This is a genomic window from Gordonia sp. UCD-TK1 (assembly GCF_001691435.1).
Taxonomy (GTDB): Bacteria; Actinomycetota; Actinomycetes; order Mycobacteriales; family Mycobacteriaceae; genus Gordonia; species Gordonia hongkongensis.
The window spans coordinates 56,703-78,483 of record NZ_LZMP01000017.1; the positions used below are offsets into that span (position 1 = coordinate 56,703).

15 protein-coding genes and 1 riboswitch are annotated in these 21,781 nt (G+C 69.0%); of the genes, 6 read left to right on the plus strand and 9 right to left on the minus strand.

Going from position 1 to position 21,781, the window contains the following annotated elements; translation table 11 throughout:
• Positions 1-6: 6 nt before the first annotated feature.
• Positions 7-4,617, minus strand: coding sequence for an ATP-dependent helicase (locus tag A9310_RS11565; protein ID WP_065630730.1), 4,611 nt, complete (start codon positions 4,615-4,617; stop codon positions 7-9).
• 17 nt (positions 4,618-4,634) lie between these two features.
• Positions 4,635-4,795, plus strand: a riboswitch (cobalamin riboswitch).
• Between the two features lie 35 nt (positions 4,796-4,830).
• Between A9310_RS11565 and A9310_RS11570 the strand changes: the two genes are divergently transcribed.
• The 4 genes from A9310_RS11570 (at position 4,831) to A9310_RS11585 (ending at position 7,759) form a co-directional block, all read left to right on the plus strand.
• A complete protein-coding gene (locus tag A9310_RS11570; RefSeq protein WP_065630754.1) occupies positions 4,831-5,067 on the plus strand; it encodes a CbtB-domain containing protein in 237 nt (78 codons plus the stop codon).
• A 6-nt stretch (positions 5,068-5,073) separates the two neighbouring features.
• Positions 5,074-5,904, plus strand: a complete 831-nt coding sequence (locus A9310_RS11575; RefSeq protein ID WP_065630731.1) for a CbtA family protein — start codon at positions 5,074-5,076, stop codon at positions 5,902-5,904.
• 17 nt (positions 5,905-5,921) lie between these two features.
• Complete coding sequence (locus tag A9310_RS11580; protein ID WP_065630732.1) at positions 5,922-6,419, plus strand: histidine phosphatase family protein; 498 nt, start codon at positions 5,922-5,924, stop codon at positions 6,417-6,419.
• Between the two features lie 113 nt (positions 6,420-6,532).
• A complete protein-coding gene (locus A9310_RS11585) occupies positions 6,533-7,759 on the plus strand; it encodes an acyl-CoA dehydrogenase family protein (RefSeq protein ID WP_058250638.1) in 1,227 nt (408 codons plus the stop codon).
• 48 nt (positions 7,760-7,807) lie between these two features.
• Here A9310_RS11585 and A9310_RS25895 read toward each other — a convergent pair whose 3' ends face one another.
• Complete coding sequence (locus A9310_RS25895; RefSeq protein WP_175401124.1) at positions 7,808-8,185, minus strand: three-helix bundle dimerization domain-containing protein; 378 nt, start codon at positions 8,183-8,185, stop codon at positions 7,808-7,810.
• 100 nt (positions 8,186-8,285) lie between these two features.
• On the opposite strand from A9310_RS25895, the gene ppk2 reads away from it, so the two are divergent.
• Positions 8,286-9,119, plus strand: coding sequence for a polyphosphate kinase 2 (gene ppk2, locus A9310_RS11595; protein ID WP_065630734.1), 834 nt, complete (start codon positions 8,286-8,288; stop codon positions 9,117-9,119).
• A 65-nt stretch (positions 9,120-9,184) separates the two neighbouring features.
• Positions 9,185-11,965, plus strand: coding sequence for a cation-transporting P-type ATPase (locus A9310_RS11600; RefSeq protein ID WP_065630735.1), 2,781 nt, complete (start codon positions 9,185-9,187; stop codon positions 11,963-11,965).
• A gap of 12 nt (positions 11,966-11,977) precedes the next feature.
• Here A9310_RS11600 and A9310_RS11605 read toward each other — a convergent pair whose 3' ends face one another.
• The 7 genes from A9310_RS11605 to A9310_RS11635 all read right to left on the minus strand — a co-directional run bounded on the left by A9310_RS11605 (position 11,978) and on the right by A9310_RS11635 (position 21,652).
• Positions 11,978-13,315: a diacylglycerol kinase family protein gene (locus tag A9310_RS11605; RefSeq protein ID WP_065630736.1), complete on the minus strand. Its 1,338-nt coding sequence runs from the start codon at positions 13,313-13,315 to the stop codon at positions 11,978-11,980.
• A complete protein-coding gene (locus tag A9310_RS11610; RefSeq protein ID WP_175401125.1) occupies positions 13,312-14,763 on the minus strand; it encodes a hypothetical protein in 1,452 nt (483 codons plus the stop codon). The genes A9310_RS11605 and A9310_RS11610 overlap by 4 nt, the downstream gene beginning before the upstream one ends.
• 102 nt (positions 14,764-14,865) lie before the next feature.
• Complete coding sequence (locus A9310_RS11615; protein WP_055475098.1) at positions 14,866-15,294, minus strand: hypothetical protein; 429 nt, start codon at positions 15,292-15,294, stop codon at positions 14,866-14,868.
• 173 nt (positions 15,295-15,467) lie between these two features.
• Positions 15,468-18,233 (minus strand): molybdopterin cofactor-binding domain-containing protein, encoded by a 2,766-nt coding sequence (locus tag A9310_RS11620; protein WP_065630738.1) that lies wholly within the window; start codon positions 18,231-18,233, stop codon positions 15,468-15,470.
• Positions 18,230-19,078, minus strand: coding sequence for an FAD binding domain-containing protein (locus A9310_RS11625; RefSeq protein ID WP_065630739.1), 849 nt, complete (start codon positions 19,076-19,078; stop codon positions 18,230-18,232). The genes A9310_RS11620 and A9310_RS11625 overlap by 4 nt, the downstream gene beginning before the upstream one ends.
• Before the next feature lie 181 nt (positions 19,079-19,259).
• Complete coding sequence (locus A9310_RS11630; RefSeq protein WP_058250631.1) at positions 19,260-20,756, minus strand: MFS transporter; 1,497 nt, start codon at positions 20,754-20,756, stop codon at positions 19,260-19,262.
• Positions 20,757-20,869: 113 nt separating this feature from the next.
• Complete coding sequence (locus A9310_RS11635) at positions 20,870-21,652, minus strand: SGNH/GDSL hydrolase family protein (RefSeq protein ID WP_065630740.1); 783 nt, start codon at positions 21,650-21,652, stop codon at positions 20,870-20,872.
• Positions 21,653-21,781: the final 129 nt, after the last annotated feature.

Here is a 21,781-nt window from a genome sequence, read left to right on the forward strand (position 1 = left end):
TCCGCCTCAGGCATGATCACCGAAACGCAGGCGGATGCCACGCGGGGTCGTCGAGAATCCCGCTTCGACGAGCACCTTGCCGAAGTCGGTGGCGCGCACGGGTTCCGAGTCGATGTGGTCGATCGTCAGACGTGCGATCCGGCCACGCCGGACCAGTGCGACCAGCGCGCCCGCGGCCGACTCCAGCCGCGGGATCGAGTCGCTGAACGTCAGCAGCGTCTTGCCGCCGCGTTCGACGAAACACACCACGTCACCGTCGACGATCACCACGAGCGCCCCCGGTTTGCGGCCCGGGCGGTGACCGGCCTCGGTGTCGCGAGACGCCGGCCACTCGAGCGCCGCCCCGTAGGGATTGGCCGGGTCCGTCGCGGCCAGCACGGTTGCCTCGCGGGGCGCTTTGCGATCGGGCAGCGCATGCCGGCGCAATTCGTCGACCGTGGCCGGCGAGGCGAACTGCGCCCCGCCGAGGCCGTCGACGTAGTAGCCGCGACGAACATGTCCGTTGTCCTCGAAGACGGTGAGCGCCTTGTAGACCCGCGCGAAGCCGCCGGTCACCTCCTCCGAGACGACGCTGCCGCGCGTGATCACGCCGTATCGGGTCAGCAACTGATCGCAGAGGCCCTGCGTGGCGATGGTCGGCTCGGTGGACGGGTGGTCGAGGGCGAACCAGCGGCCACTCGCCGTCGGCGACACCGGGGGGGCGACGGAGTGTTCGGTGAGGTACCGGGCCGACAGGCGGCCGGCCCGGAGCCGGGGTGCGCGTCCGCGTGCCCGATGCGCGGGCGCCGAGCGCGGTGCGGACGGGCTGCGCCGCGGTTGCAGCAGGGCCCGGACGGGCGCGAAGCTGTCGTTGCTGACCCGCCCCGCCCACACGAGGTCCCACAGGGCGGTCTCGATGTCGGCGGCCGGCGTGGTGGTGCCGGTGCTGATGTCGGCGGCGATCTGAGGGAACCGCAGGGCACCACCGGGTTCGAGTGCGGCCGTGACCCCGTCGTGGACCGGGGTGGTGTCGATCTCGTCGGCGTCGGGCAGCGTCAGGACGGCGACGTCCGCGGGATGCAGCGCCACCCAGCCGTCGGAGTTCCCGATGCGACCGTGTCCGGACCAGATGACCTCACCGGCGCTGAGCAGTTCGTCGAGCATCGGCGCTGCGTAATCGGACACCCGGGCCGGCAGTACGAGGGACTCCCACGCGGACGCCGGCAGCGGGAACCCGGCCAGCTGGTCGATGACCGTCGCCACCCCGTCGACACCCCGGAGCTGGGTGCCCGACGACGCGTGCTGCCAGTCGAGGAGGAACCGGGTGAGGACGTCGGTACCGACGGGAGCCACCTCGGCGCGGCTCGCCGCCAGGGAACCGCGTCGGATCTGACCCAGCACGTCGGCGTGACACCATTGCCCGTCCCGGGGGCCGGTACCGGCATCGGGCAGGAAGTCACCCTCGACGACGCGTCGCTCCGATGCGAGACGGTTGAGGGTGTCGCGCACGACCCCGGTCGCGATACCCAGAGCCGCGGAGGCCTCGGGCACGGTGAACGGGCCATGGGTGCGGGCGTACCGGCCGATGAGGTCTCCGACGGGGTCGGGCACCTCCTCGAGATAGGCCGCCGGGATGCCGAGAGGTGCGGGCACCCCGAGAGCGTCACGGAGGCGGGCGGTGTCGTCGATGGCCGCCCACAGCGCACGTGCGTTGTGGTTGACCGAGATGATCTGCCCGACCCGGTGCAACTCGGTGAGCAGATCGGCGGCCGGCTCGTCGCCGCGATACCGGGCCGCGACCTCCTCGGTGGTGAGCGGGCCCAGCCATCGCAGCAGGTCGACGATGTCCTCGGCGTCGCGCGCCTGACGCTCGGGGGACAGGCGTTGGAGCCGGGCGATCACGTCGGCGATGACCGCCGGATCGAGGAGCTCGCGCAGGTCGACGCGCCCGAGCAACTGGGCCAGCAGGCTGGTGTCGAGGGAGAGGGCGGCCGCGCGGCGCTCGGCGAGCGGCGCGTCGTCGGCGTACATGAACGCACCCACGTACCCGAACAGCAGCGACGCGGCGAAGGGAGACGGGCTCTGGGTCTCGGTCTCCACCACCCGGATCCGGCGCGTGCGGATGCGGGTCAGCAGATCGAGCAGGGCGGGGAGGTCGTAGACGTCCTGCAGGCATTCGCGGACGGCTTCGAGCACGATCGGGAAGTCGGGGAATTTGGATGCGACAGAGAGCAGTTGGGCGCTGCGCTGGCGCTGTTGCCACAGCGGGGCGCGCCGGCCCGGATCCCGTCGCGGCAGGAGCAGGGCGCGCGCGGCGCATTCGCGGAAACGGGACGCGAACATCGACGAGTCGGCCAGACCGTCGGTCACGAGTTGCTCGACCTCGTCGGGGTCGAGGAGGAACACATCGGCTCCGGGAGGGGCGTCGTCGGTGTCGGGCATCCGCAGGATGATGCCGTCGTCGGAGGCGGTGGTGGCGCCCTCGATGCCGAGGGTCTCCAGCAGGCGCTGCGAGATGGCACTGGCCCAGGGGGCGTGTACACGTAAGCCGTAGGGGGAGTGGAGGATCACCCGCCAGTCGCCGAGCTCGTCGCGGAACCTCTCGACGACCAGCGTGCGGTCGGTGGGCAGGTGTCCGGTCGCCTCGCGCTGCTCGGCGATGAGTGTCGCGAGGTTGCTGCGGGCGTTGTCGGTGAGCCCGAGTCGGTCTGCCTGGTCGTCGAGCTTCCCGGGATCGGCGATCGACTGGGTGAAGGCGCCGATCGCGGCGCCCAGTTCGGCGGGGCGTCCGATCGCGTCACCGATCCAGAACGGCAACCGGCCCGGTTGACCGAACGCGGGGGAGACGAGTACGCGGTCGTGGGTGATGTCCTCGATCCGCCAACTGGTGGCGCCCAGCGCGAACACGTCGCCGACCCGGGACTCGTAGACCATCTCCTCGTCGAGTTCGCCTACGCGAGTGGCCTTCTCGCCGACCATGAACACGCCGAAGAGTCCGCGGTCGGGTATGGACCCGCCCGAGGTGACGGCGAGCCGCTGGGCGCCGCGCCGGCCGGTGATGACCCCGGCGTCGCGGTCCCAGTTCACCCGGGGGCGCAGTTCGGCGAACTCGTCGGACGGGAAGCGGCCCGCGATCAGGTCGAGGGTCGCGTCGAAGACGCCCCGGCCCAGTTCACGGTAGGGCGCCGCGCGCCGGACGACCTCGTACCAGTGATCGACCTCGAGGTCGTCGACCGCGGCCGCCGCGATGGTCTGCTGGGCGAGGATGTCGAGCGGATTCTGCGGGACCTTGATCTCCTCGATCGCGCCGTCGAGCATCCGGCCCACCGTCACCGTGCAGTGCAGCAGATCGGTGCGGTGCTTGGGGTAGAGGATGCCCTGGCTGATCTCGCCGACCTGGTGCCCGGCGCGGCCGATCCGCTGCAGTCCACTCGCCACCGACGGCGGGGACTCCACCTGGATGACGAGATCGACCGCACCCATGTCGATGCCGAGTTCGAGTGAGCTGGTGGCCACCACACACGAGAGGCGGCCTGCCTTCAGGTCGTCCTCGATCTGGGCGCGCTGCTCCTTGCTGACCGAGCCGTGATGGGCGCGGGCGAGAACCGGCTCGGCGCCGGAGCTCGCGCCGCTGCCCATCACGAACGCCGGGGCGCCGCCCGCGACCGACGGATTGCCGGTCGGTTCGGCAGGCTCGCCGTGGCGCTCGGCGTGGATCTCGTTGAGCCGAGCGGTGAGCTTCTCGGCGAGGCGTCGGGAGTTGGCGAAGACGATCGTGGCGCGGTTCGCCTCGATCTGGTCGACGATCGAGGCCTCGACGTACGGCCACAACGAGCCGGCAGTCGGCGAGAACGCGTCGTCCAGCGCCGCGGGGTCGGCATCGGACACCGGCGGCGGGATGTTGGCCATGTCCTCGACGGGGACGTCGACGCGCAGGTCGAATGTCTTGTCGGCCTTGGGTTTGACCACCTGGCACGGCGCGGCGCCGGACAGGAACCCCGCGACCACCTCGGGCGGGCGGACCGTCGCCGAGAGGCCGATCCGCTGGGCGGGTTTGTCCAGCAGTTCGTCGAGGCGCTCGAGGGTCAGCGCGAGATGGGTACCTCGTTTGGTCGCGGCGACCGCGTGGACCTCGTCGACGATGATCGCCTCCACGCCGGTGAGACTCTCCCGCGCGGCCGAGGTGAGCATCAGGTACAGCGACTCGGGGGTGGTGATGAGGATGTCGGGTGGGGTTTTGACCAGCGCACGCCGATCGGCGGCGGAGGTGTCGCCCGACCGCACGCCCACGGTGATGTTGGGCTCCGGAAGGTTCAGCTCCTGGGCCGCCCGGGTGATGCCGGTCAGCGGTGCGCGCAGGTTGCGCTCGACGTCGACGGCCAGCGCCTTCAACGGCGAGATGTAGACGACCTTGGTGCCCGCGGGACGATTGCCGGCGTCGGCGGCGAGCCGATCGAGAGCCCAGAGGAACGCGGCCAGGGTCTTCCCGGACCCGGTCGGTGCGATGACCAAGGTGTTCGCGCCGTCGGCGATGGAGGTCCAGGCGCCCTTCTGCGCAGCGGTGGGCGCGGTGAACGCACCCGAGAACCACCGCCGGGTGGGGGCGGTGAAGCGGTCGAGCACCGAGGGGCGGGGCATCTCTCCACTATGTCGCACGCGTACGACAGAACGCGGTATACAGTCTCCTCACGCCTGTACGGGGAATCCGGTGAGAGTCCGGAACGGTCGCGCCACTGTGAACGCAGCCCAGATCGACACGGTCGACGTGACGGGGCATGCGTGAGTCAGGATGCCGTGCCGGCGTGCACCACCCGTGAACTCTCCGACGCGAGATCGGCGAAAGGACCCACCATGACAGCTCCCCGTACCCAGTCAGCATCACCGGTCGCCCCGGCCCGTGCCCTGCCCGTACCGAACATCTCCGTCGCGAGCGCGGCGCTCTGGCTCAGCCTGACCGTGCTGCTCGCCGGGCTGGCGTACTACTTCCTCGGTTACGACCAGGGAGTCGTGTCGGTCTTCGGTTCCGACACCCATGTGCACGAGTTCGTGCACGACGCCCGCCATTTCCTCGGCTTCCCCTGCCACTGAGTCGACATGGAGAAGAAGTTCATCGGCGCCGGCCTGCTAGCAGGTCTGATCGCCGGCATCGTCTCGTTCGTGTTCGCACGGTTCTACCTCGAACCCGTCGTGGGCAAGGCCATCGACTACGAGAGCGCCCGCTCGGCGGCCGAGGAGGCCCTGGCCCATGCCGCCGAACCGGGTGGTCACACCCATGGTGAGGGCGGAGAGTTGTTCACCCGCGCGATGCAGGAGAACCTCGGCGCGGGGATCGGCAACGTCGTGTTCGCGGTCTGCATGGGTGCGTTCTTCGCGGTGGCGTTCACGGTCTTGTGGAGCCACGTCGGCAGCCGTCACCCGGCCACGGATCCCCGTGCGGTCGCGGGCGTGCTCGGCGGCATCGGTTTCGTCGCCGTCTTCGCTGTCCCGTTCTTCGCCTACCCGGCGAATCCACCTGCCGTCGGCGACGACGACACCATCGGTGAACGAACCGGTGCCTTCCTCACCATCACCGTGTCGTCGGTGATCCTCGCCATCGCGGCGGTGGTCCTGGCGTCGTGGTTGCGCCCGCGCATCGGTGGGTTGGTCTCGGCGGTCGCCGCCACGGTCGCGTATCTGGCCGGCATCGCGATCGTGCTCGCCTTCCTGCCGTCGTTCAGCGAGGTCCCCGGCCCGGTCCGCGACGGCGCCGGACAGGTCGTGTTCCCGGGCTTCCCCGGTGACGTGATCGGGGATTTCCGGGTGTATGCGATCGCCAACCAGGTCATTCTGTGGACGGTTCTCACCGTCTCGTTCGCACTGATCGTGGGGGCGATGGCCCGGTCGCGGGCGACTGACCGCGCTCGCGCGGTCTCCGCGCCGAACTGAGGCGATCACTGCTCGGCATGCAGATCATCACCGCCGGGCGCACCGGCCCCAACCGGTCGGTGCGGTTCGGCGGTGACCCGGTTCTCGATCAGCGGGGTCGGCGGGACGTGCTCGTGCTGAGCGCGTCGCTCACGTGCCCGATCGACACCTGCGGACCGGAGACGGCGACCCGCGCCACCGCCGAGATACTCGGCGCGACAGGCGGACTCATCGTCGACGACGCGCTGCGGACGCTCGATGTCGGTGCGTGGTCGGGCCTGTCCCCGGAGGAGATCGACCCCGTCGACCTCGGCGGGTGGTTCACCGACCCCGAGGCCCGCCCGCACGGGGGTGAGAGTGTCGCGCAGTTCGTCGACCGAGTCCATGCCTGGCGTGCCGGGCAGGCCGAGCACGGCGATGGCTACGTGGTGGTCGCGATGCCGGTGGCGCAGGCCCTGCTGTGCGTCGATGCGGACGGGTTCTTCGCGCGGGAGGTGCGCCCGGCCACCCTCTACACCTGCACCGATGCTCGGTAGGAACAGATCTGCGACGACGTACCTAGACATCGGCAGTGACTCCTGACACAGTTGGGGACGACGAAACTGAAACGTGTTCGCCCCTGCGCGGACACCGGTCTGGGAGTGTGACGATGTTCGAGTGGTCCGAAGAAGATCTGATGGTTCGGGACGCCCTGCGGGCGTTCATCGACAAGGAGATCCGGCCACATCTCGACGAACTCGAATCCGGCACGCTGCCGCCCTACGACATCACCCGCAAACTGCTGTCGAGCTTCGGTGTCGACGCGATGGCCAAGGACGCTCTCGAGAAGGAACTCGAGGCCGAGGCCAACGGGGAGAAGAAGAAGCCCTCGGGCGACGGCGGCGGTATGGGCGGCTCGATGTTCATGATGGTCAACATCGAACTGGCGGGGGTCTGTCTCGGTCTCGTCGCATCCCTGGGCGTGAGCATGGGCCTGACCGCCTCGACCATCCGCGGCAAGGGCACGCTCGCCCAGAAGAAGCGGTGGCTGCCCGAACTGGTCACGATGGAGAAGGTCGGCGCCTGGGCGATCACCGAACCCGACTCCGGATCGGACGCGCTGGGCGGTATGAAGACGACGGTCCGTCGGGATGGTGACGACTACATCCTCAACGGACAGAAGACCTTCATCACCAACGGTCCGTACGCCGACACCATCGTCGTGTTCGCCAAGCTCGACGACGGCAGCGGCACCCCGATGCGGGACCGCAAGGTCCTGTCGTTCGTCCTCGACAAGGGGATGCCGGGACTGACCCAGGGCAAGCCGTTCAAGAAGATGGGCATGATGAGTTCGCCGACGGGCGAGCTGTTCTTCGACAACGTGCGCGTCGGCAAGGACCGCCTGCTCGGCGAGACCGAGGACACCGGTTCGGACGCGCGCGGATCCGAAGGCGCCAAGGCCGGTTTCACCGCGGAGCGGGTCGGGATCGCGGCCCTGTCGCTGGGCATCATCAACGAGGCGCAACGGCTTTCGATCGACTACGCGAAGAACCGCAAGCTGTGGGGCCAGGAGATCGCACAGTTCCAGCTCATCCAGCTCAAGCTGGCCGAGATGGAGGTCGCGCGCATCAACGTCCAGAACATGCTCTTCAGTGCCCTCGAGCGGGGCAAGGCGGGCAAGCCGCTGAGCTTGTCCGAGGCGTCGGCGATGAAGCTCTACTCGTCGAAGGCGGCCACCGACGTCGCGATGGAGGCGGTGCAGTTGTTCGGCGGCAACGGCTACATGGCCGAGTATCGCGTGGAGCAGCTTGCGCGCGACGCCAAGTCGCTGATGATCTACGCCGGCAGCAACGAGATCCAGGTGACCCACGTCGCCAAGGGGCTGCTGCGGGGCTGACGAACAGGCCCGGTCGTGTCGGACCATGCCGACACGATCGGGCCGGGTTCAGGCGACCTCGTCGGCCCGGACCTCGACCGTCTGCGGCGTGGTGCCGGGCGTCGGCGACACGAGCGTCAGGTGGTCCGGCTGTGCCAGGAAGTCCTCGATGTCGCGTCGAGCCGCCTTCTCGATCAGCAACGGCACGAAGATCCTGACCTTGCAGTCGGCGAATCGTCCGTAGACGGCGTGCACACGTGCGTCGATGTCGTCGACAGCCATAACCGGAAACCGTGCGATCAGGCGACGAATCACCTGTTCGACTTCGAGCATCTCCTCAACCCGAGCCATTGGGACATTCTGCGGGAAAACCTTTGCGGCTGCAGGCTCATCGAGGAAACGACTGGTCACGATCGAGCATGCGACGGTGTGCCCCGTGCCTGCCACGACAATTGCGCGTCCTCTTCGTCGGTTACCGCGCGGATGCCTCGGACAGGGCACAGAATGACCAGTTAGTCATTCGGTCCAGCCACGGGAGCGTACGGCCATGCCTGATTTCTCATCGTCCTCGGGTGAACTCCGACGCCCGGATCACGACGGCCCGTCGGGCCCGATGTCGGGCAAGAAGTACCGCAAGCATCTCGAACCGCTGCACGCCGAGTTGGTCGCCATGCAGGAATGGGTCCGTGCGACCGGGGCGAAGGTCTGCATCGTCTTCGAGGGCCGGGACACGGCAGGCAAAGGCGGTGTCATCAAGGCGATCACGGCCAGGGTGAGCCCGCGGGTCTTCCGCGTGGTCGCGCTGCCCGCTCCCACCGAACGGGAGAAGTCGCAGATGTACCTCCAGCGATACATTCCGCACCTGCCCGCGGCCGGCGAGGTCGTCATCTTCGATCGCAGTTGGTACAACCGGGCCGGCATCGAACGAGTGCTCGGATTCTGCACGGAGAAGCAGGCACACCAGTTCCTGGAACAGGTGCCCACGGTGGAACGGTCGATGGTCGAGTCGGGGATCATCCTGCTCAAGTACTGGCTGGAGATCAGCGAGGAACAGCAGACCCTTCGCCTGCAGAGCCGGATCGACGATCCGCGGAAGATCTGGAAGCTCTCCGACATGGACCTCGCGTCCTACAGCCGCTGGTACGACTATTCGCGGGCCCGCGACGAGATGTTCCGGTTCACCGACACGGGCTGGGCGCCCTGGTATGTCGTCTCCACCGACGACAAGAAACGGGGTCGGTTGAATGTGATCGAGCACCTTCTCGGTCAGGTTCCCTACGCGCCGCTCGAACGTCCCCGGATCGAACTGCCGAAGCGGCAGAAGGCCAAGGGCTACCGGCCACCCGAACAGGCCCTGCACTGGATCCCGACCCCGTATTGACGACCCGAAACCGAACCGCAGTCGAGTAGTCACGACACCGCCCGAGCCCGAGGCAGGAGAGTTGTATGGCCATCGCACGCCCGCCGTCGTCACCGGAGAGTCGGGAGGACGACGCCCCCGCACCGGCCTGGCACGTCCAGGACGTCGAATCCGTCGTGTCGGCGCTCGAGTCCGACAGCACCGGTGGGCTGTCGTCGGCCGCGATCGACGACCGACGGACGCGGTTCGGCGACAACGTGATCGCCGCGGAACCGGCCCCGTCGGTGGCTGCACTGGTGCTGCTGCAGCTCAAGGATCCGATGAACCTGATGCTGATCGCCGTGGTGATCGTCAGCCTGGTGATCGCGGAGGTCTCGACCGCGCTGGTGGTCGCCGCCCTGGTGGTGCTCAACCTGGTGCTGGGCACTCGGCAGGAGCTGAAGGCCCGGGCCAGCGTGGACGCCCTGGCGCGGATTCAGGTTCCGCAGGCCCGCGTGATCCGGGGTGGAGTCCTGGTGGAAGTTCCCGCGGCGCAACTCGTTCCCGGGGACATCGTGCAGCTCGAAGCCGGCGACCTGGTGCCGGCCGACGGACGTCTGGTGCGGGCCGCCACGCTGGAGACGCAGGAGGCCGCGCTGACCGGCGAGAGCGCGCCGATCCCGAAGGACCCCGCCGCGCTCACCGATGTCGAGCTGGCCCTGGGTGACCGCAGCAACATGCTCTTCCAGAACACCTCGGTCACCCGCGGCACGGCGACGATGGTCGTCACCGAGACCGGGATGCGGACGCAGATGGGACAGATCGCGTCGATGCTGTCGGCGATCGCCCCACAGCGGTCACCCCTGCAGCGCGAGCTGGATTCACTCACCAAGATCCTGGGCGTGATCGCCTGGACCGCCGTGGCGATCATCGTGGTGATCGGGCTGGTGCGCGGACAAGACCTGGCGACGGTGATGCTGCTCGGTATCTCGATGGGCATCTCGGCGATACCCTCCGGTCTGCCCACTTTCGTCCAGGCGATGCTCGCATTCGGGGCCCGGCAGCTCGCGGATGCCAAGGCGGTCGTCAAGAACCTCACCGACGTGGAGACGCTCGGCGCGACGAGTCTGATCAACTCGGACAAGACCGGGACACTCACCATGAACCAGATGATGGTGCGCTCGTTGTACTTCCACGGTCAGTGGTTCGCCGTCGACGGTGAGGGCTACGGCAAGACCGGGAGCATCACCCAGGCGGCGGGCGAGCCGGTTCCCGACTTCACCATGCTCGCGTACGGACTGTGCCTCGACAGCGACGCCACCGTGTCGGACGCCGGCGCCGTCATCGGCGATCCGACCGAGGCGGCGCTGATCGTGCTGGCAGCCAAGATGGGGGTCGACGCGCCGCTCACCCGCCAGACCTATCCCCGTCTCGCCGAGGTTCCATTCGACTCGGCCTACAAGTTCATGGCGACGTTCCACCGGCTGCCGGTGGACGGCACCGTCCGTCTCGTCGAGATGGTCAAGGGCGGTCCGGATGTCGTGCTGAACCGCTGCCGCTGGGCGTTCCGCCCCGGACGGGAGAGGGTGGAGCTGGCGGAGGTCCGGGCCGAGATCGAGGCGGCCAACGAGCAGATGTCGGCCGAGGGCCTACGTGTGCTGGCCTTCGCCGCGCGCGTGCTCGACGGCCGGGAGGACGAGGTGACCGCCGACCCGATGGCGTTCGTGGACGATCTCGTCTTCGTCGGGATGGTCGGGATCATCGACCCGTTGCGTGCCGAGGCCGTCGACGCCGTCCGCACGGCGCACGCCGCGGGGATCGATGTGCGGATGATCACGGGGGACCACACGGGAACCGCGTCGGCGATCGGTGCGCAGCTGGGACTCGGTCCCGGGGCCATCAGCGGTACCGAACTCGCCGCGATGTCCGACGAGGAACTCGCCGAGGCGCTTCCGCGGTTGCATGTGTTCGGGCGTGTCACGCCGTCGGACAAACTCCGGCTCGCCGACGTGATGCAGCGCCAGGGCGCGGTCGTCGCGATGACCGGCGACGCGGTCAACGACGCGGCCGCGCTGAAGAAGGCCGACATCGGGGTGGCGATGGGCTCGGGCAGCGAGGTCACCAAGCAGGCCGGCAAGCTGATCCTCACCGACGACAACTTCGGGACGTTGATCACCGCGATCCGGTTGGGGCGCAGCGTCTACGACAAGATCGTCGCCTACATCCGCTACCAGATGTCCAAGCTGTTCTCACTGGTGCTCCTGTTCCTGGTCGCGAGCATCTTCGACATCAACGAGGGCGTCGCGCTGGCGCCGCTGATGGTGGTCTTCCAGCACTTTTTCATCACCCTGTTCCCGGTGATCGTGATCATGCAGGACCCGCCGGCACCGGATCTGATGGCCAAACCACCACGGGACCCGAAACAGCCGATCACGAATCGCGCGTCGTTCGTGCAGTGGTTCGCCTACGGGGTCCTGCAGTTCGCGGTGACCTTCGTCGCGATGATGGTGGCGCCCGGTCCGATGAGCCCGACCGAACCGAACGTCCCGATGACCATGGGCTTCGTGGTGCTGTCCCTGGGTTCGGTGTTCGCCGGGTTGGTGATGCGGCGCGATCCGGAGTCGGGCCTCACACCGCCGATCGTCAACGCCGTGAAGATCCTGTCGATCCCGATCATCGTCACCGTGCTCGCGGTGGAGCTCGGATTTCTGCAAGACCTGCTGCAGACGACCTCGCTGACCGGCGGCCAGTGGCTCGCCTGCATCGGATGGTCGCTGATCATCCCCGTCGTGGTGGAGGCGGAGAAGTGGGTGCGACGTCGCCGGAGTCCGGCGGTGTCCGCGATCTCGGCCGTGGAAGCGGTGGCACCCCGGCGAGCTCTTCGCTGACCGAACGGGCGGCTACGAGGCCCGGTGTGGGTTCCACGCCAGGTACCACAACTGCAGCCAGTCCAGTTGTGGTGGCGCGACCCGGGTCTCGGGCCGGTGCCGGGGGACCCGTACGCGGAGCGCCCCGGGCGTGATGGTGCACCGCACCGGCGTCGTGAGCTGCAACGATTCACCGTCGACCCCGACCGGGATGACCTCGGCGTCGGCGTCGACGGTCACCTCGGTGGCGATGCGCTGGACGAGTCCGCGGTCGTGGGTGCGCCGCAGGAGGCCGACGGCCTGCCGGGTGTCGGACACCGAGACGGTGACGACCCCGAGCCGTCCCTCGTCGATGCGGGTGCGGCGACCGAGCCCGGCCACGTCGTTGGTGGCATAGGGGCCGTTGCTGACGAGGACGGCCTGGGGATCGGCGACGGTCTCGCTGCCGATGACGGCCCGCAGACCCGACCTCGTCCCTCTGCCCAGGAGGTCGGGAAGCATGCGTAACACCGTGCGTGTCTTGTCATCTCGATACTGCGAACTCTGGACCACCTCGGCGTAGATGCCGAACGACGCGTTGTTGACGAACGGCCGACCGTTGATGTGACAGAGGTCGACATGGAACTCGACGCCGTCGCGCAGCGCGTCGAGACACCGGGCGGGGTCCTGACGGTCGAGCCCGAGATCGAGAGCGAAATGGTTTCGGGTGCCGGCACTGATGACCAGGAAGGGTACGCCCGCCTCGGCCGCGACTCCGGCGACGAGGGCCTGGGTGCCGTCACCTCCCGCGACACCGAGCAGGTCGGCCCCGCGCGCCACCGCGTCCCGTGCCAATTGCTCCACGTCGATCTCCACCGGCCCGTCCAGCAATACGACTTCGGCGCCGAGGGATTCGGCCTTGCGCTGCAGATCGAATCGGACGACCTTCCCGCCACCCGAACGCGGGTTCATGATGATGAACGGGCGGTGGACGTCCGGCGCCGGGTGTTCGGGCATCAGGGAGTCGATGCGCGACGGCCGCAGCGCGCGCCGACCGCATCCGACCGCGGCGGCCGCCAGCAGCGCGGCGGCGATCACGACCCAGAGCTGTCGCTCGCGAAGGAGGAACACCACGAGAACCGCCACCGGCAGGACCGCGAGAGCGGCCGAGAGGATGCGGAGGACACCACGGCTGATGAGGAACCAGTACACCGCGGCGACGATGACGACGGCACAGACACCACAGATCGCCAGGAGGCCCAGCAGGCGGAGGAGGCCGGCGGCGGCCACCGGCAGCAGGATCGCGGCGACGGCCAGCGCCATGGCCGCGCGCGCCCACCATCTGCGTGTCGTGGGCGGCGCGACCTCGGCGGCGACCGACGCCTGACTCATACCGTCTCGACGGCCGGCGTCGCCGCGCCGGGCGTCTCCTGATCCGGTGGATCGGACTCCTCGTTCCGATCCTTGGCGGCCCAGTCCTTCGCCGGCCTGATCACGAGTTCGAGGATCAGGAGTGCGAGGAGTCCGAAGACGGCGATGAGGAGGACCACCAGACCGGTCGGATAGCTCCAGAAGACGAGCAGCAGCGCCGCGATGCCGATGATCGCGCTGCGCAACGCGATTCGCGCGCGGAACAGGCTCTCCTCGAAGGCATTCGGCGGCCGCGAGCGTCGTATCCGCTGCACCGAGTCGAGTCCGTGGCCGAATCCGCGCCGGACGGCCGTGGCCGAGGCGGACCCGCCCAGCAGGTAGGCCCCGACGGCGACCACGAGCCCGAGGACCGCCACGGCACGCAGCGCCAACCGCAGCGGATCGAGCACCGTGTCGATGGTGGCGGCCGCGGCATCCGGGGCGAGGATGTCGGGCGGCATCGCGTCGAGATAGAGCGCTCGGCCGATCAGCAACGCGATGGCGAGGACGAGCATGGCGAGGACGAGTGACAGTCCGGCGAGCGAGAGGGCCCGCAGACGCCGACCGCGGGGTGCAACGGCCACGGCGGCGAAGGCGAGCGCGATCGTCAGCCAGGGCAGGACGTCGGCGGCGGTGTCGAGTGCCGAGACGGCACGCTGGGCGCGGACCAGTTCGGGTGAGCGGAACAGGACGAACTGCTTGTCGACGGCGGGGATCTTCTCGGCGAAGGTGAAGCCGCGGTCGAGGAGGCGTGCCTTGACGCTGTCGATCACGGTGCCGAGCGAGATGCTGACGGTGCCGGAGTCGTCCACGGTCACCGACGACGGTCCGACGTCACCGGTCACGACCGCGACAAGGGCGGTGTGCGCGGCCCGATTCGCCTGCAGCCACAGGGATTCGAACTGATCGCTGGCGACGAACGACGACACGGTCTGTTGCACGAAGCCGCGGGCCTGGCCGGCCAGGACGGGAGCGAGGCCCTCGACCGCCCGGTCGACGCGTGGTGCGTTCTCGGTGGCCGGAACCGCGTCGGTCAGGGTCGTCAGCGCCGCCGCGGTGAGTCCCTCGACGTCGATGCGACTGAAGATCTCATCGGTGATCGTGTTCGAGATCTCGGCTTGCACTGCGGGATCCGAGGCGAGCGGAGCGACGGTGCTGACGTAGCGGTCGGTGTCGAGGATCTCGCCGCGGACGAACCGCGATGTCACCGAGGTGATGGCGAGTACGGCGACGAGGATGCACAGGACCGCGACGGCGAACCAGCGCCACCGGTTCCGCCGGGTCGGGTCGGGGGTCTTGGTGGCCGGCCCGGTGCCGGCCGCGTCGCGCAGGCGCGCGACCTCGGCTCGTAGTCGTTCGAGTTCGGCGCGCTCGGAGTCGGTGATGCCGACGCTCGGCTCCGCGCTCTGTCCGTTGGTGTCCGTGGTCATCTCGACGCCGCCCTTCCGGCCGCTGATCGTCTGGGGTTCCGGTGCTGACAGAACGCGCTCCACCGCCGAGGGGTGCCTCGACGGTGGAGCGTGGGTCGCGATCTAGCGGTATTCGGCCTTCGGCTGCCAGGTCGAGACGGCCCAGATGACCACGATGTCGAGAGCGATGATGAGGATCGACCACCAGGGGTAGTAGGGCAACCACAGGAAGTTGGCGATGATCGACAGACCGGCGATCACGATCGCGGTGAACCGTGCCCAGGTCGCGCCGGTGACGAGTGCGATGCCGACGCCGGCCATCACGACCCCGAGGGCGATGTGAATCCAGCCCCATGTGGTGAAGTCGAGCTTGTAGACATACTCGACGCCGCGGACGAAGACCTCGTCCTCGGCGACCGCGGCGATGCCCTGGAAGAGTTGGATGACACCGAGGACGATGAGGATGATCGCGGCGCCGATGGAGGTCCCCGCGGCGATGTTCTGTGAGGTGGACGGACGGTTGTTCTCGTGGGTGGGTGCGGTGTGAGTCATGACGACGCCCTTCTCTGGACAACCTTGACTGTGGACTACACGTACAGGGGGAGTGTCCTCCGAGTCATGCCGCCCCGCAACCGTTTCGGCGAGAGCGGGCCCAGAATTGTGACCATGGGCCGGAACTCGATGCCGTTGCCGCGCAACCGATGCGCATTGCTAACGAAAAAGGGTCAGGTCTCTTGCCGAGCGAGTCGCCAGATGCGGTCGCGTGACATCGGCGTCTCGACGGGCCGGCTCCCGAGTGCGCGACGGATGGCGTTCGCGAGCGCCGGCGCGACCGGGTTGTACGGTGACTCGCTCATCGATTTGGCGCCGAACGGGCCGAGTTCGTCGCTGGTCTCGGCGAAGTAGACCTCCGTGACGGGGATGTCGGCCATCTGCGGGACGCGGTACACCCGGAAGACGTTCGTGATCGGCCGTCCGGCCTCGTCGATCATGATCTCCTCGTAGAGCGCGGTGCCGATGCCTTGCGCGACACCACCTTCCACCTGGCCGCGACATTGCTCGGGGTTCATCACGGTGCCCGCGTCGGCCGCGTGCACCGATTGCAGGATGCGGACGGTGCCGGTCTCGGTGTCGACCGCGACGCGGAAGGCCTGCACGTTGAACGCGATGGAGCGCATCTCCCCGCGTTCGGCGCCCGCGGCGACGGCGCGCGGTCCCGCGGGGTGGTCGACCCGGTTCGACGGATCGACAGCGCCGATGAGATCGCCGAACCCGACGATCCGGCCGTCGACGAGCGCGCCCGCCGCGCCGAGGCCGACCTGTGCCGGGTCCGTTCCGGTGAGCCGCGCCGCGGCGTCGACAAGGGCGTCACGCAACGCGAGACATGCTGAGTGCAGCGCCTTCCCGGCCACGGTCGTGCCCGCCGAGGCGAACGCCCCGGTGTCGTGCACGACGGCATCGGTGTCCCCGTGCCACAGCGAGACCCGGTCCAGTCCGGTCGACAGCGCGGTGGCGACGATCTGGGCGTGGACCGTGGTCGTGCCGTTGCCGAACTCGGCGGTGCCCACGCCCACGTGGTAGGTGCCGGCGGCGTCGACCGCAACGGTGACGTCGGCGAAGTGCCCGCGCGGGGCCATGGTGGCGATCGCGGCGATGGCCATGCCCTCGCCGACGCGCCAGCGGTCTTCCGACGGTGCTTCGACCCCGTTGCCGGCGTGCAATGCATGCTCGGCCAGATCGAGACACTGGTCGAGTCCGTAGCTGCCGTAGACCAGGTCGACCTCGGGTTCGGCGCGCGCGATGAGGAGGGGATCGCCGTCGGCGACGGCGTTGCGGCGTCGGAACTCGAACGGGTCGATGCCGAGTTCGATCGCGAGTTCGTCCATGGCGCTCTCCACGGCGAAGACCACCTGGCCGAGGCCGTAACCCCGGAACGCGCCGGACGGCGGGTTGTTGGTGTAGACGACCTCCGCGTCGAGGCGCTTCACCGGGCAGTTGTACACCGACACCGATTCCGCGCACGCGTGGAACATCACGCCGATCGCGTGGTTGCCGTAGGCGCCGGTGTCCGACAACAGGTTCACGCGCAGGCCGGTGAGCCTGCCGTCCGCGTCGGCTCCGACGTCGACGGTGACCCGCATCGGGTGCCGGTATGTGGTCCGGGTCAGTTCGTCGGTGCGGGTCATCTCGTAGGCGCAGGGTTTGCCGGTGCGGAGCACGGCCAGGGCGACGAGGTCCTCGGTCAGCATCTCCTGCTTGCCGCCGAATCCACCGCCCACCCGGGCACTGAAGACCCGGATACGCTCCGGCGGCAGATCGAAGAGGAGCGCGAGCTCGTTGCGGACCAGGAACGGGACCTGGGTGCTGGTCCGGATGACGAGGCGCCCGTGTTCGTCGAACCACCCGATCGACCCGTGGGTCTCCAACTGGGCGTGGGAGACCCGCCCACTGGACCAGGTGCCGTGCACCGTCGCCGACGATGCGGCGAGTGCGGCGTCGACGTCACCGCCGAACCCCTCGTGAAAGCTGGCGATGACGTTCCGATGGGCCTCGGCGACCCGGTCGGCGGGAGTGCGATCGGGATGCAGCAGTGGGGCTCCGGGGCTTCTGGCCTCTTCCGGGTCGAAGACCGCGGGGAGCACTTCGTAGGTGACGTCGATGAGCGCCAGGGCCTGGTCGGCGACCGCTGGGGACGACGCGACCACCGCGGCGACCCGCTGACCGACGAATCGCACCACCGGGTCGAAGACGAGTGTGTCGTCGGGATCCTCGAGGCGGCTCTCGTGGCGTCCCGTGGAAAATCGCGGAGTGGAGACGTTTTCGTGGGTGAGGATCAGCTCGACGCCGGGTAGCGCGGCGGCGTCGGTGGTGTCGATGGCGGTGATCCGTGCGTGTGCGTGCGGCGAACCGAGTACGTGGATGTGCAATGTCCCGGGCGTGGGTACGTCGAAGGTGTACGGCTCGGTTCCGGTCACCACGCGCCGGGCGGCGAGCGGAGCGACCGACTCGCCCACGAGTGGCCGTTGCGCGGGCTCCGCGGGCGCAGCGGGGGACGTGGTGCCCGTGGCGGCCGCGGTGATCGCGTCCCGGATGGAGCGGTAACCGGTGCAGCGGCAGAGGTTTCCCTTCATCCGCCGCGGCAGGTCGGGGAGATGCTCGGCGGTGACGGTGGAGGCGGTCACGATCATTCCCGCGGTGCAGAAACCGCACTGGAATCCGAAGTTGTCGACGAAGGACTGCTGGACGGGGTGCAGGTCGTCGGGGGTGCCGAGCCCGGCCACCGTCGTCACCGACTTCCCGGCGGCGCGGTGAGCGGGATAGATGCAGGAGTGCACGGGTTCTCCGTCGACGAGCACCGAGCACGCCCCGCAGTCGCCGGCGTCGCAGCCCTTCTTGACCTCGTAGTGCGCGTGTTCGCGGAGCAGCATCCGAAGGCACTGTCCCGCAGCGGGTTCAGCGTCGAGCGACTCTCCGTTGACCTCGAATCTCATGCGTCGGCTCCGAATCCCATGTCCTTGATCCCGTTCGTCGCCGACGACAACTCCGTGCGGATCTCCTCGCCCAGCACCGCCGAGACGCCGCGGCGCCAGTCGGCCGAACCCAGCGCGTCGGTGTAATAGCCACTGGTCGCGACGATGTCGTCGTGCAGCGCGTCGCGGGTCGGTAACCCGTTGTAGCGCAGCACGGTCGGCCATTCGGTGGCCGCGGTGATCCCGAAGGTGGCGGCGCCGTCGTCGTCGACCCGGCCGGTCACCACGGCCCCCGAGCGACCGAGCTCGGCGAGGGCGATCTTGCGCACGGAGGTGCGGGCGTGTAACGCGTGGGCGGGGAAGTCGATGGCGCGCAGCACTTCTCCCGGTGCGAGGAGGTTGATGCCGTTGCCGATGACCAGCTCGGCGACGGGTAGGTCGCGGTCGGTGCCATCGGGACTCCACACGTGGGCGGTCGCGTCGAGCCCGACCGCCAGCGAGACCATCGACGCCGCGGCGTACGACCGGCAGATGTTGCCGCCGACGGTCGCCATGTTCCAGATCTTGAACGACGCCAGCAGTGCGTTCGCGCACTGCGCGAACATCGGGTGGGCCACGAAGCCGGGGCGCGGGGGGAGTGCGACGAGTTCGGCGATTGTGCAGGTGGCCGCGATCCGGAGACCACCTCCCGGGAGGTCTTCGACAGGTGCCCAACCCATCTCGCTCAGGTCGACGAGTCCCGTGGTCGCCGGCTGCGGCTCGGAGAACACCCAGGTGCCCCCGGCGACGATCTGTTCGCCGGGGGCGGGGAACGCCTCATCCCGCGTGCGCGCGAACCGGTAGTGGGAGACGGCGGTGAGGTCCATCAGCGTGCCTTGTCGAGGAGGCGGGATGCGGCGGTGGGTGGCTCCCACCGTACGAGGCCGATGCGCCCGTCGGAGCGGATCGCGGAGATCGACGTCGAGAGAAGCACGGCGTCACGCTACGTGCATCCGGTACGGTCCGCATCTCGTGGGCCGGCGACCCGGCCCGCAGGTGACCGGGTCGTCAGACCGGGGTCTCGGTGCTGCGGCCGTGCGCGGGAATCGCGAAGGCGACCACGGCGGCGATCGCACTCATGACGAGGGCGATGGCCGACGCCCACAGGTAGCCCTCGGCGGTCGGCACCTCGATCGCGGTGCCGTCGGCGACGGGAACCGAGATCATCGACCACGTCAGCAGCATGCCGACCGCGGCGGCGGCCGTCGAGGTGCCGATGATCCGCATGAGGGCGTTGACGCCGTTGGACTCGCCGGTCTGCTCAACGCTCACCGATTGCATGATGAGCGCCGGCATCGCGGAGTAGGCGATGCCGAGGCCGGCGCCGATGCAGCAGGCGATGACCATCATGTGGATCCAGGTGAGGTCCCACGGGCCGGCGATCCCGACGATGAAGATCACGTAGCCGATGCCGATGACGACCGCGCCCAGGGCGAGGGAGATGCGGGCGCCGAAGACGGCGTTGATGCGACCGCTGATGTGCGAGAACACGAACATGACCAGGCCGCTGGGCGCGAGGATGAGACTCGCGTGCACCATGTCGTACCCGAAGCCGTCCGGGCTGTTCGTCGGGGCCATCAGCAACTGGATCGGGATGAGTTGCATCGCGTAGAAGGCGAAACCGGTCGCGATCGAGGCCAGATTCGTCAACAGCAGCGGGCGCTTGCCCAGGATGCGGAGATCGATCAACGGACTGTCGCGACGGAGTTCGACGAGGACCCACACGCCCAGCGACACGAGGAAGCCGGCGAACAGGCCGAGCGTCAACGGAGCGGACCATCCCCACTCGGCGCCCTTGGACAACGGCAGCAGCAGACAGACGAGGAGCACCGTCAGTCCGAGGGCGCCGAGCGCGTCGAACCGGCCGCCGGAGGGCTTGGCGGTGGAGCGGACCGTGAGGGCCACGCCGACACCGGCCAGCGTCGCGGCACCCGCACACGACCAGAACAGGGCGTGCCAGCTCACGTGTTGGGCGATGAGGGCGGCGACCGGGAGCCCGAGCGCGCCGCCGATGCCGAGTGAGGCGCTCATCGTTCCCACCGACGAGCCGAGGTGGCGGGGCGGGACGATGTCGCGCATGACGCTGATGCCGAGCGCGACGATGCCGAAACCCAGCCCCTGGAGACCGCGGCCGATGATGAACAGCGGGAGCGACGTCGCGACCGCGCAGGCCACGGAACCCGCTGCGACGAAGCCGAGACTGACCAGGATGGCGAGGCGTTTGCCGTACATGTCGCCGATCCGCCCGCCGATGGGCGTGGCGACCGCGCCGAGCAGCAGCGTGATCGTGATCGCCCATGTGGTGTCGGAGGCATCGGCGTGCAGCAGCGCGGGGAGCTGAGGGATGAGCGGCACGATGATCGTCTGCATCAACGCGACGACGATGCCGGCGAGGCAGAGCACGGCCACCGCGAGCCGCGGGTGGGGCTTCTCGGCGGTGGGATCGGGGGGCGGGAGGTCCGGAGCGCGGTCCGTCGTTCCGTCGGCGTCGGTGCGGCTGGTCACGCCGTCATCCCGCTGGTTCCGCTGATCGATTGTGCACACCTCCGCCCGACCAAGATATCCGGCGGGTCGCGGGTGCAGACGTTCGCACCCGGCGGGAAGCCCCGGCGTCCGGGCTACGCGAGGTCGGCGAGGCCGACGGGACGGGGCCAGCGCGGGGTGAGTCCGTCGCCTGACGAGACGCCGCGGATGCGGCGCACCACCCAGGGGCCGAGAAAGGTGCGGGCCCACTCCGCGTTCTGTCGCCGCTGCTCCCGGCGGGTGGCGACCGCGGCGGCCAGCGTCTCGGGCGTGATGTGGTGGTCGACGCCGAGCAGGTCGAGGACCCGGCCGGCCATCTCTGCGTGACCCAGCGGCGACATGTGCAGGCGATCGGCGTCCCACATGCGGTAGTCGTCGTAACCGGCCATCCGCCAGAAGTCGCAGATCAGTGCACCGTGCTTCTCGGCGACCGCCCGGACGAGCTCGTTGTAGATGGCGACCCGTCCACGCAGCATCCGGAACACCGGAGCCCATCCGGTGTCGTAGGCGGTGAAGACGACGACGGTGGCGCCCGTCGCGGTCAGGTCGCGCAGGGCCGCGTCGTACCGCGCGATCATCGCGTCGAGGTCGAGGGACGGGCGCATGAGATCGTTGCCGCCGGCGTAGATGGTGACCAGGTCGGGCTCCAGGGCGATCGCCGGGCCGATCTGCTGGGCGAGCACCTCGTCGAGCAACCGGCCGCGGATGGCCAGGTTCGCATAGCCGAAGTCCGCCCCGCCCTCGGCGGACGCCGCGGCGGCGAGTTGTTCGGCGACACGGTCGGCCCACCCGCGTACCCCGTTGGGTCGGGCCGGGTCCGGATCGCCGACTCCCTCGGTGAACGAGTCGCCCAAGGCGACGTAACGGGTGAAGCCCACGGCAACGCCTTCCGGTCGGATCGGAGTGGTTCCGACGACGCTAATCCCGTGCGCCGTCGGCCGACAAAGCGAGCCCGTGACAGAGCGATCGGTCGGCATTCCGACGGAGCGACCGATCGGCATTCGCGA

What these genes read in the sequence shown, in the direction of transcription:
- A9310_RS11605 (WP_065630736.1), bottom strand. Translation starts at nt 13,315, where the DNA reads ATGAGTCAGGCGTCGGTCGCCGCCGAGGTCGCGCCGCCCACGACACGC.
- A9310_RS11610 (WP_175401125.1), bottom strand. Translation starts at nt 14,763, where the DNA reads ATGACCACGGACACCAACGGACAGAGCGCGGAGCCGAGCGTCGGCATC.
- A9310_RS11600 (WP_065630735.1), top strand. Translation starts at nt 9,185, where the DNA reads ATGGCCATCGCACGCCCGCCGTCGTCACCGGAGAGTCGGGAGGACGAC.
- A9310_RS11615 (WP_055475098.1), bottom strand. Translation starts at nt 15,294, where the DNA reads ATGACTCACACCGCACCCACCCACGAGAACAACCGTCCGTCCACCTCA.
- A9310_RS11565 (WP_065630730.1), bottom strand. Translation starts at nt 4,617, where the DNA reads ATGCCCCGCCCCTCGGTGCTCGACCGCTTCACCGCCCCCACCCGGCGG.
- A9310_RS11580 (WP_065630732.1), top strand. Translation starts at nt 5,922, where the DNA reads ATGCAGATCATCACCGCCGGGCGCACCGGCCCCAACCGGTCGGTGCGG.
- A9310_RS11585 (WP_058250638.1), top strand. Translation starts at nt 6,533, where the DNA reads ATGTTCGAGTGGTCCGAAGAAGATCTGATGGTTCGGGACGCCCTGCGG.
- A9310_RS11625 (WP_065630739.1), bottom strand. Translation starts at nt 19,078, where the DNA reads ATGGACCTCACCGCCGTCTCCCACTACCGGTTCGCGCGCACGCGGGAT.
- A9310_RS11570 (WP_065630754.1), top strand. Translation starts at nt 4,831, where the DNA reads ATGACAGCTCCCCGTACCCAGTCAGCATCACCGGTCGCCCCGGCCCGT.
- A9310_RS11620 (WP_065630738.1), bottom strand. Translation starts at nt 18,233, where the DNA reads ATGAGATTCGAGGTCAACGGAGAGTCGCTCGACGCTGAACCCGCTGCG.
- A9310_RS11575 (WP_065630731.1), top strand. Translation starts at nt 5,074, where the DNA reads ATGGAGAAGAAGTTCATCGGCGCCGGCCTGCTAGCAGGTCTGATCGCC.
- ppk2 (WP_065630734.1), top strand. Translation starts at nt 8,286, where the DNA reads ATGCCTGATTTCTCATCGTCCTCGGGTGAACTCCGACGCCCGGATCAC.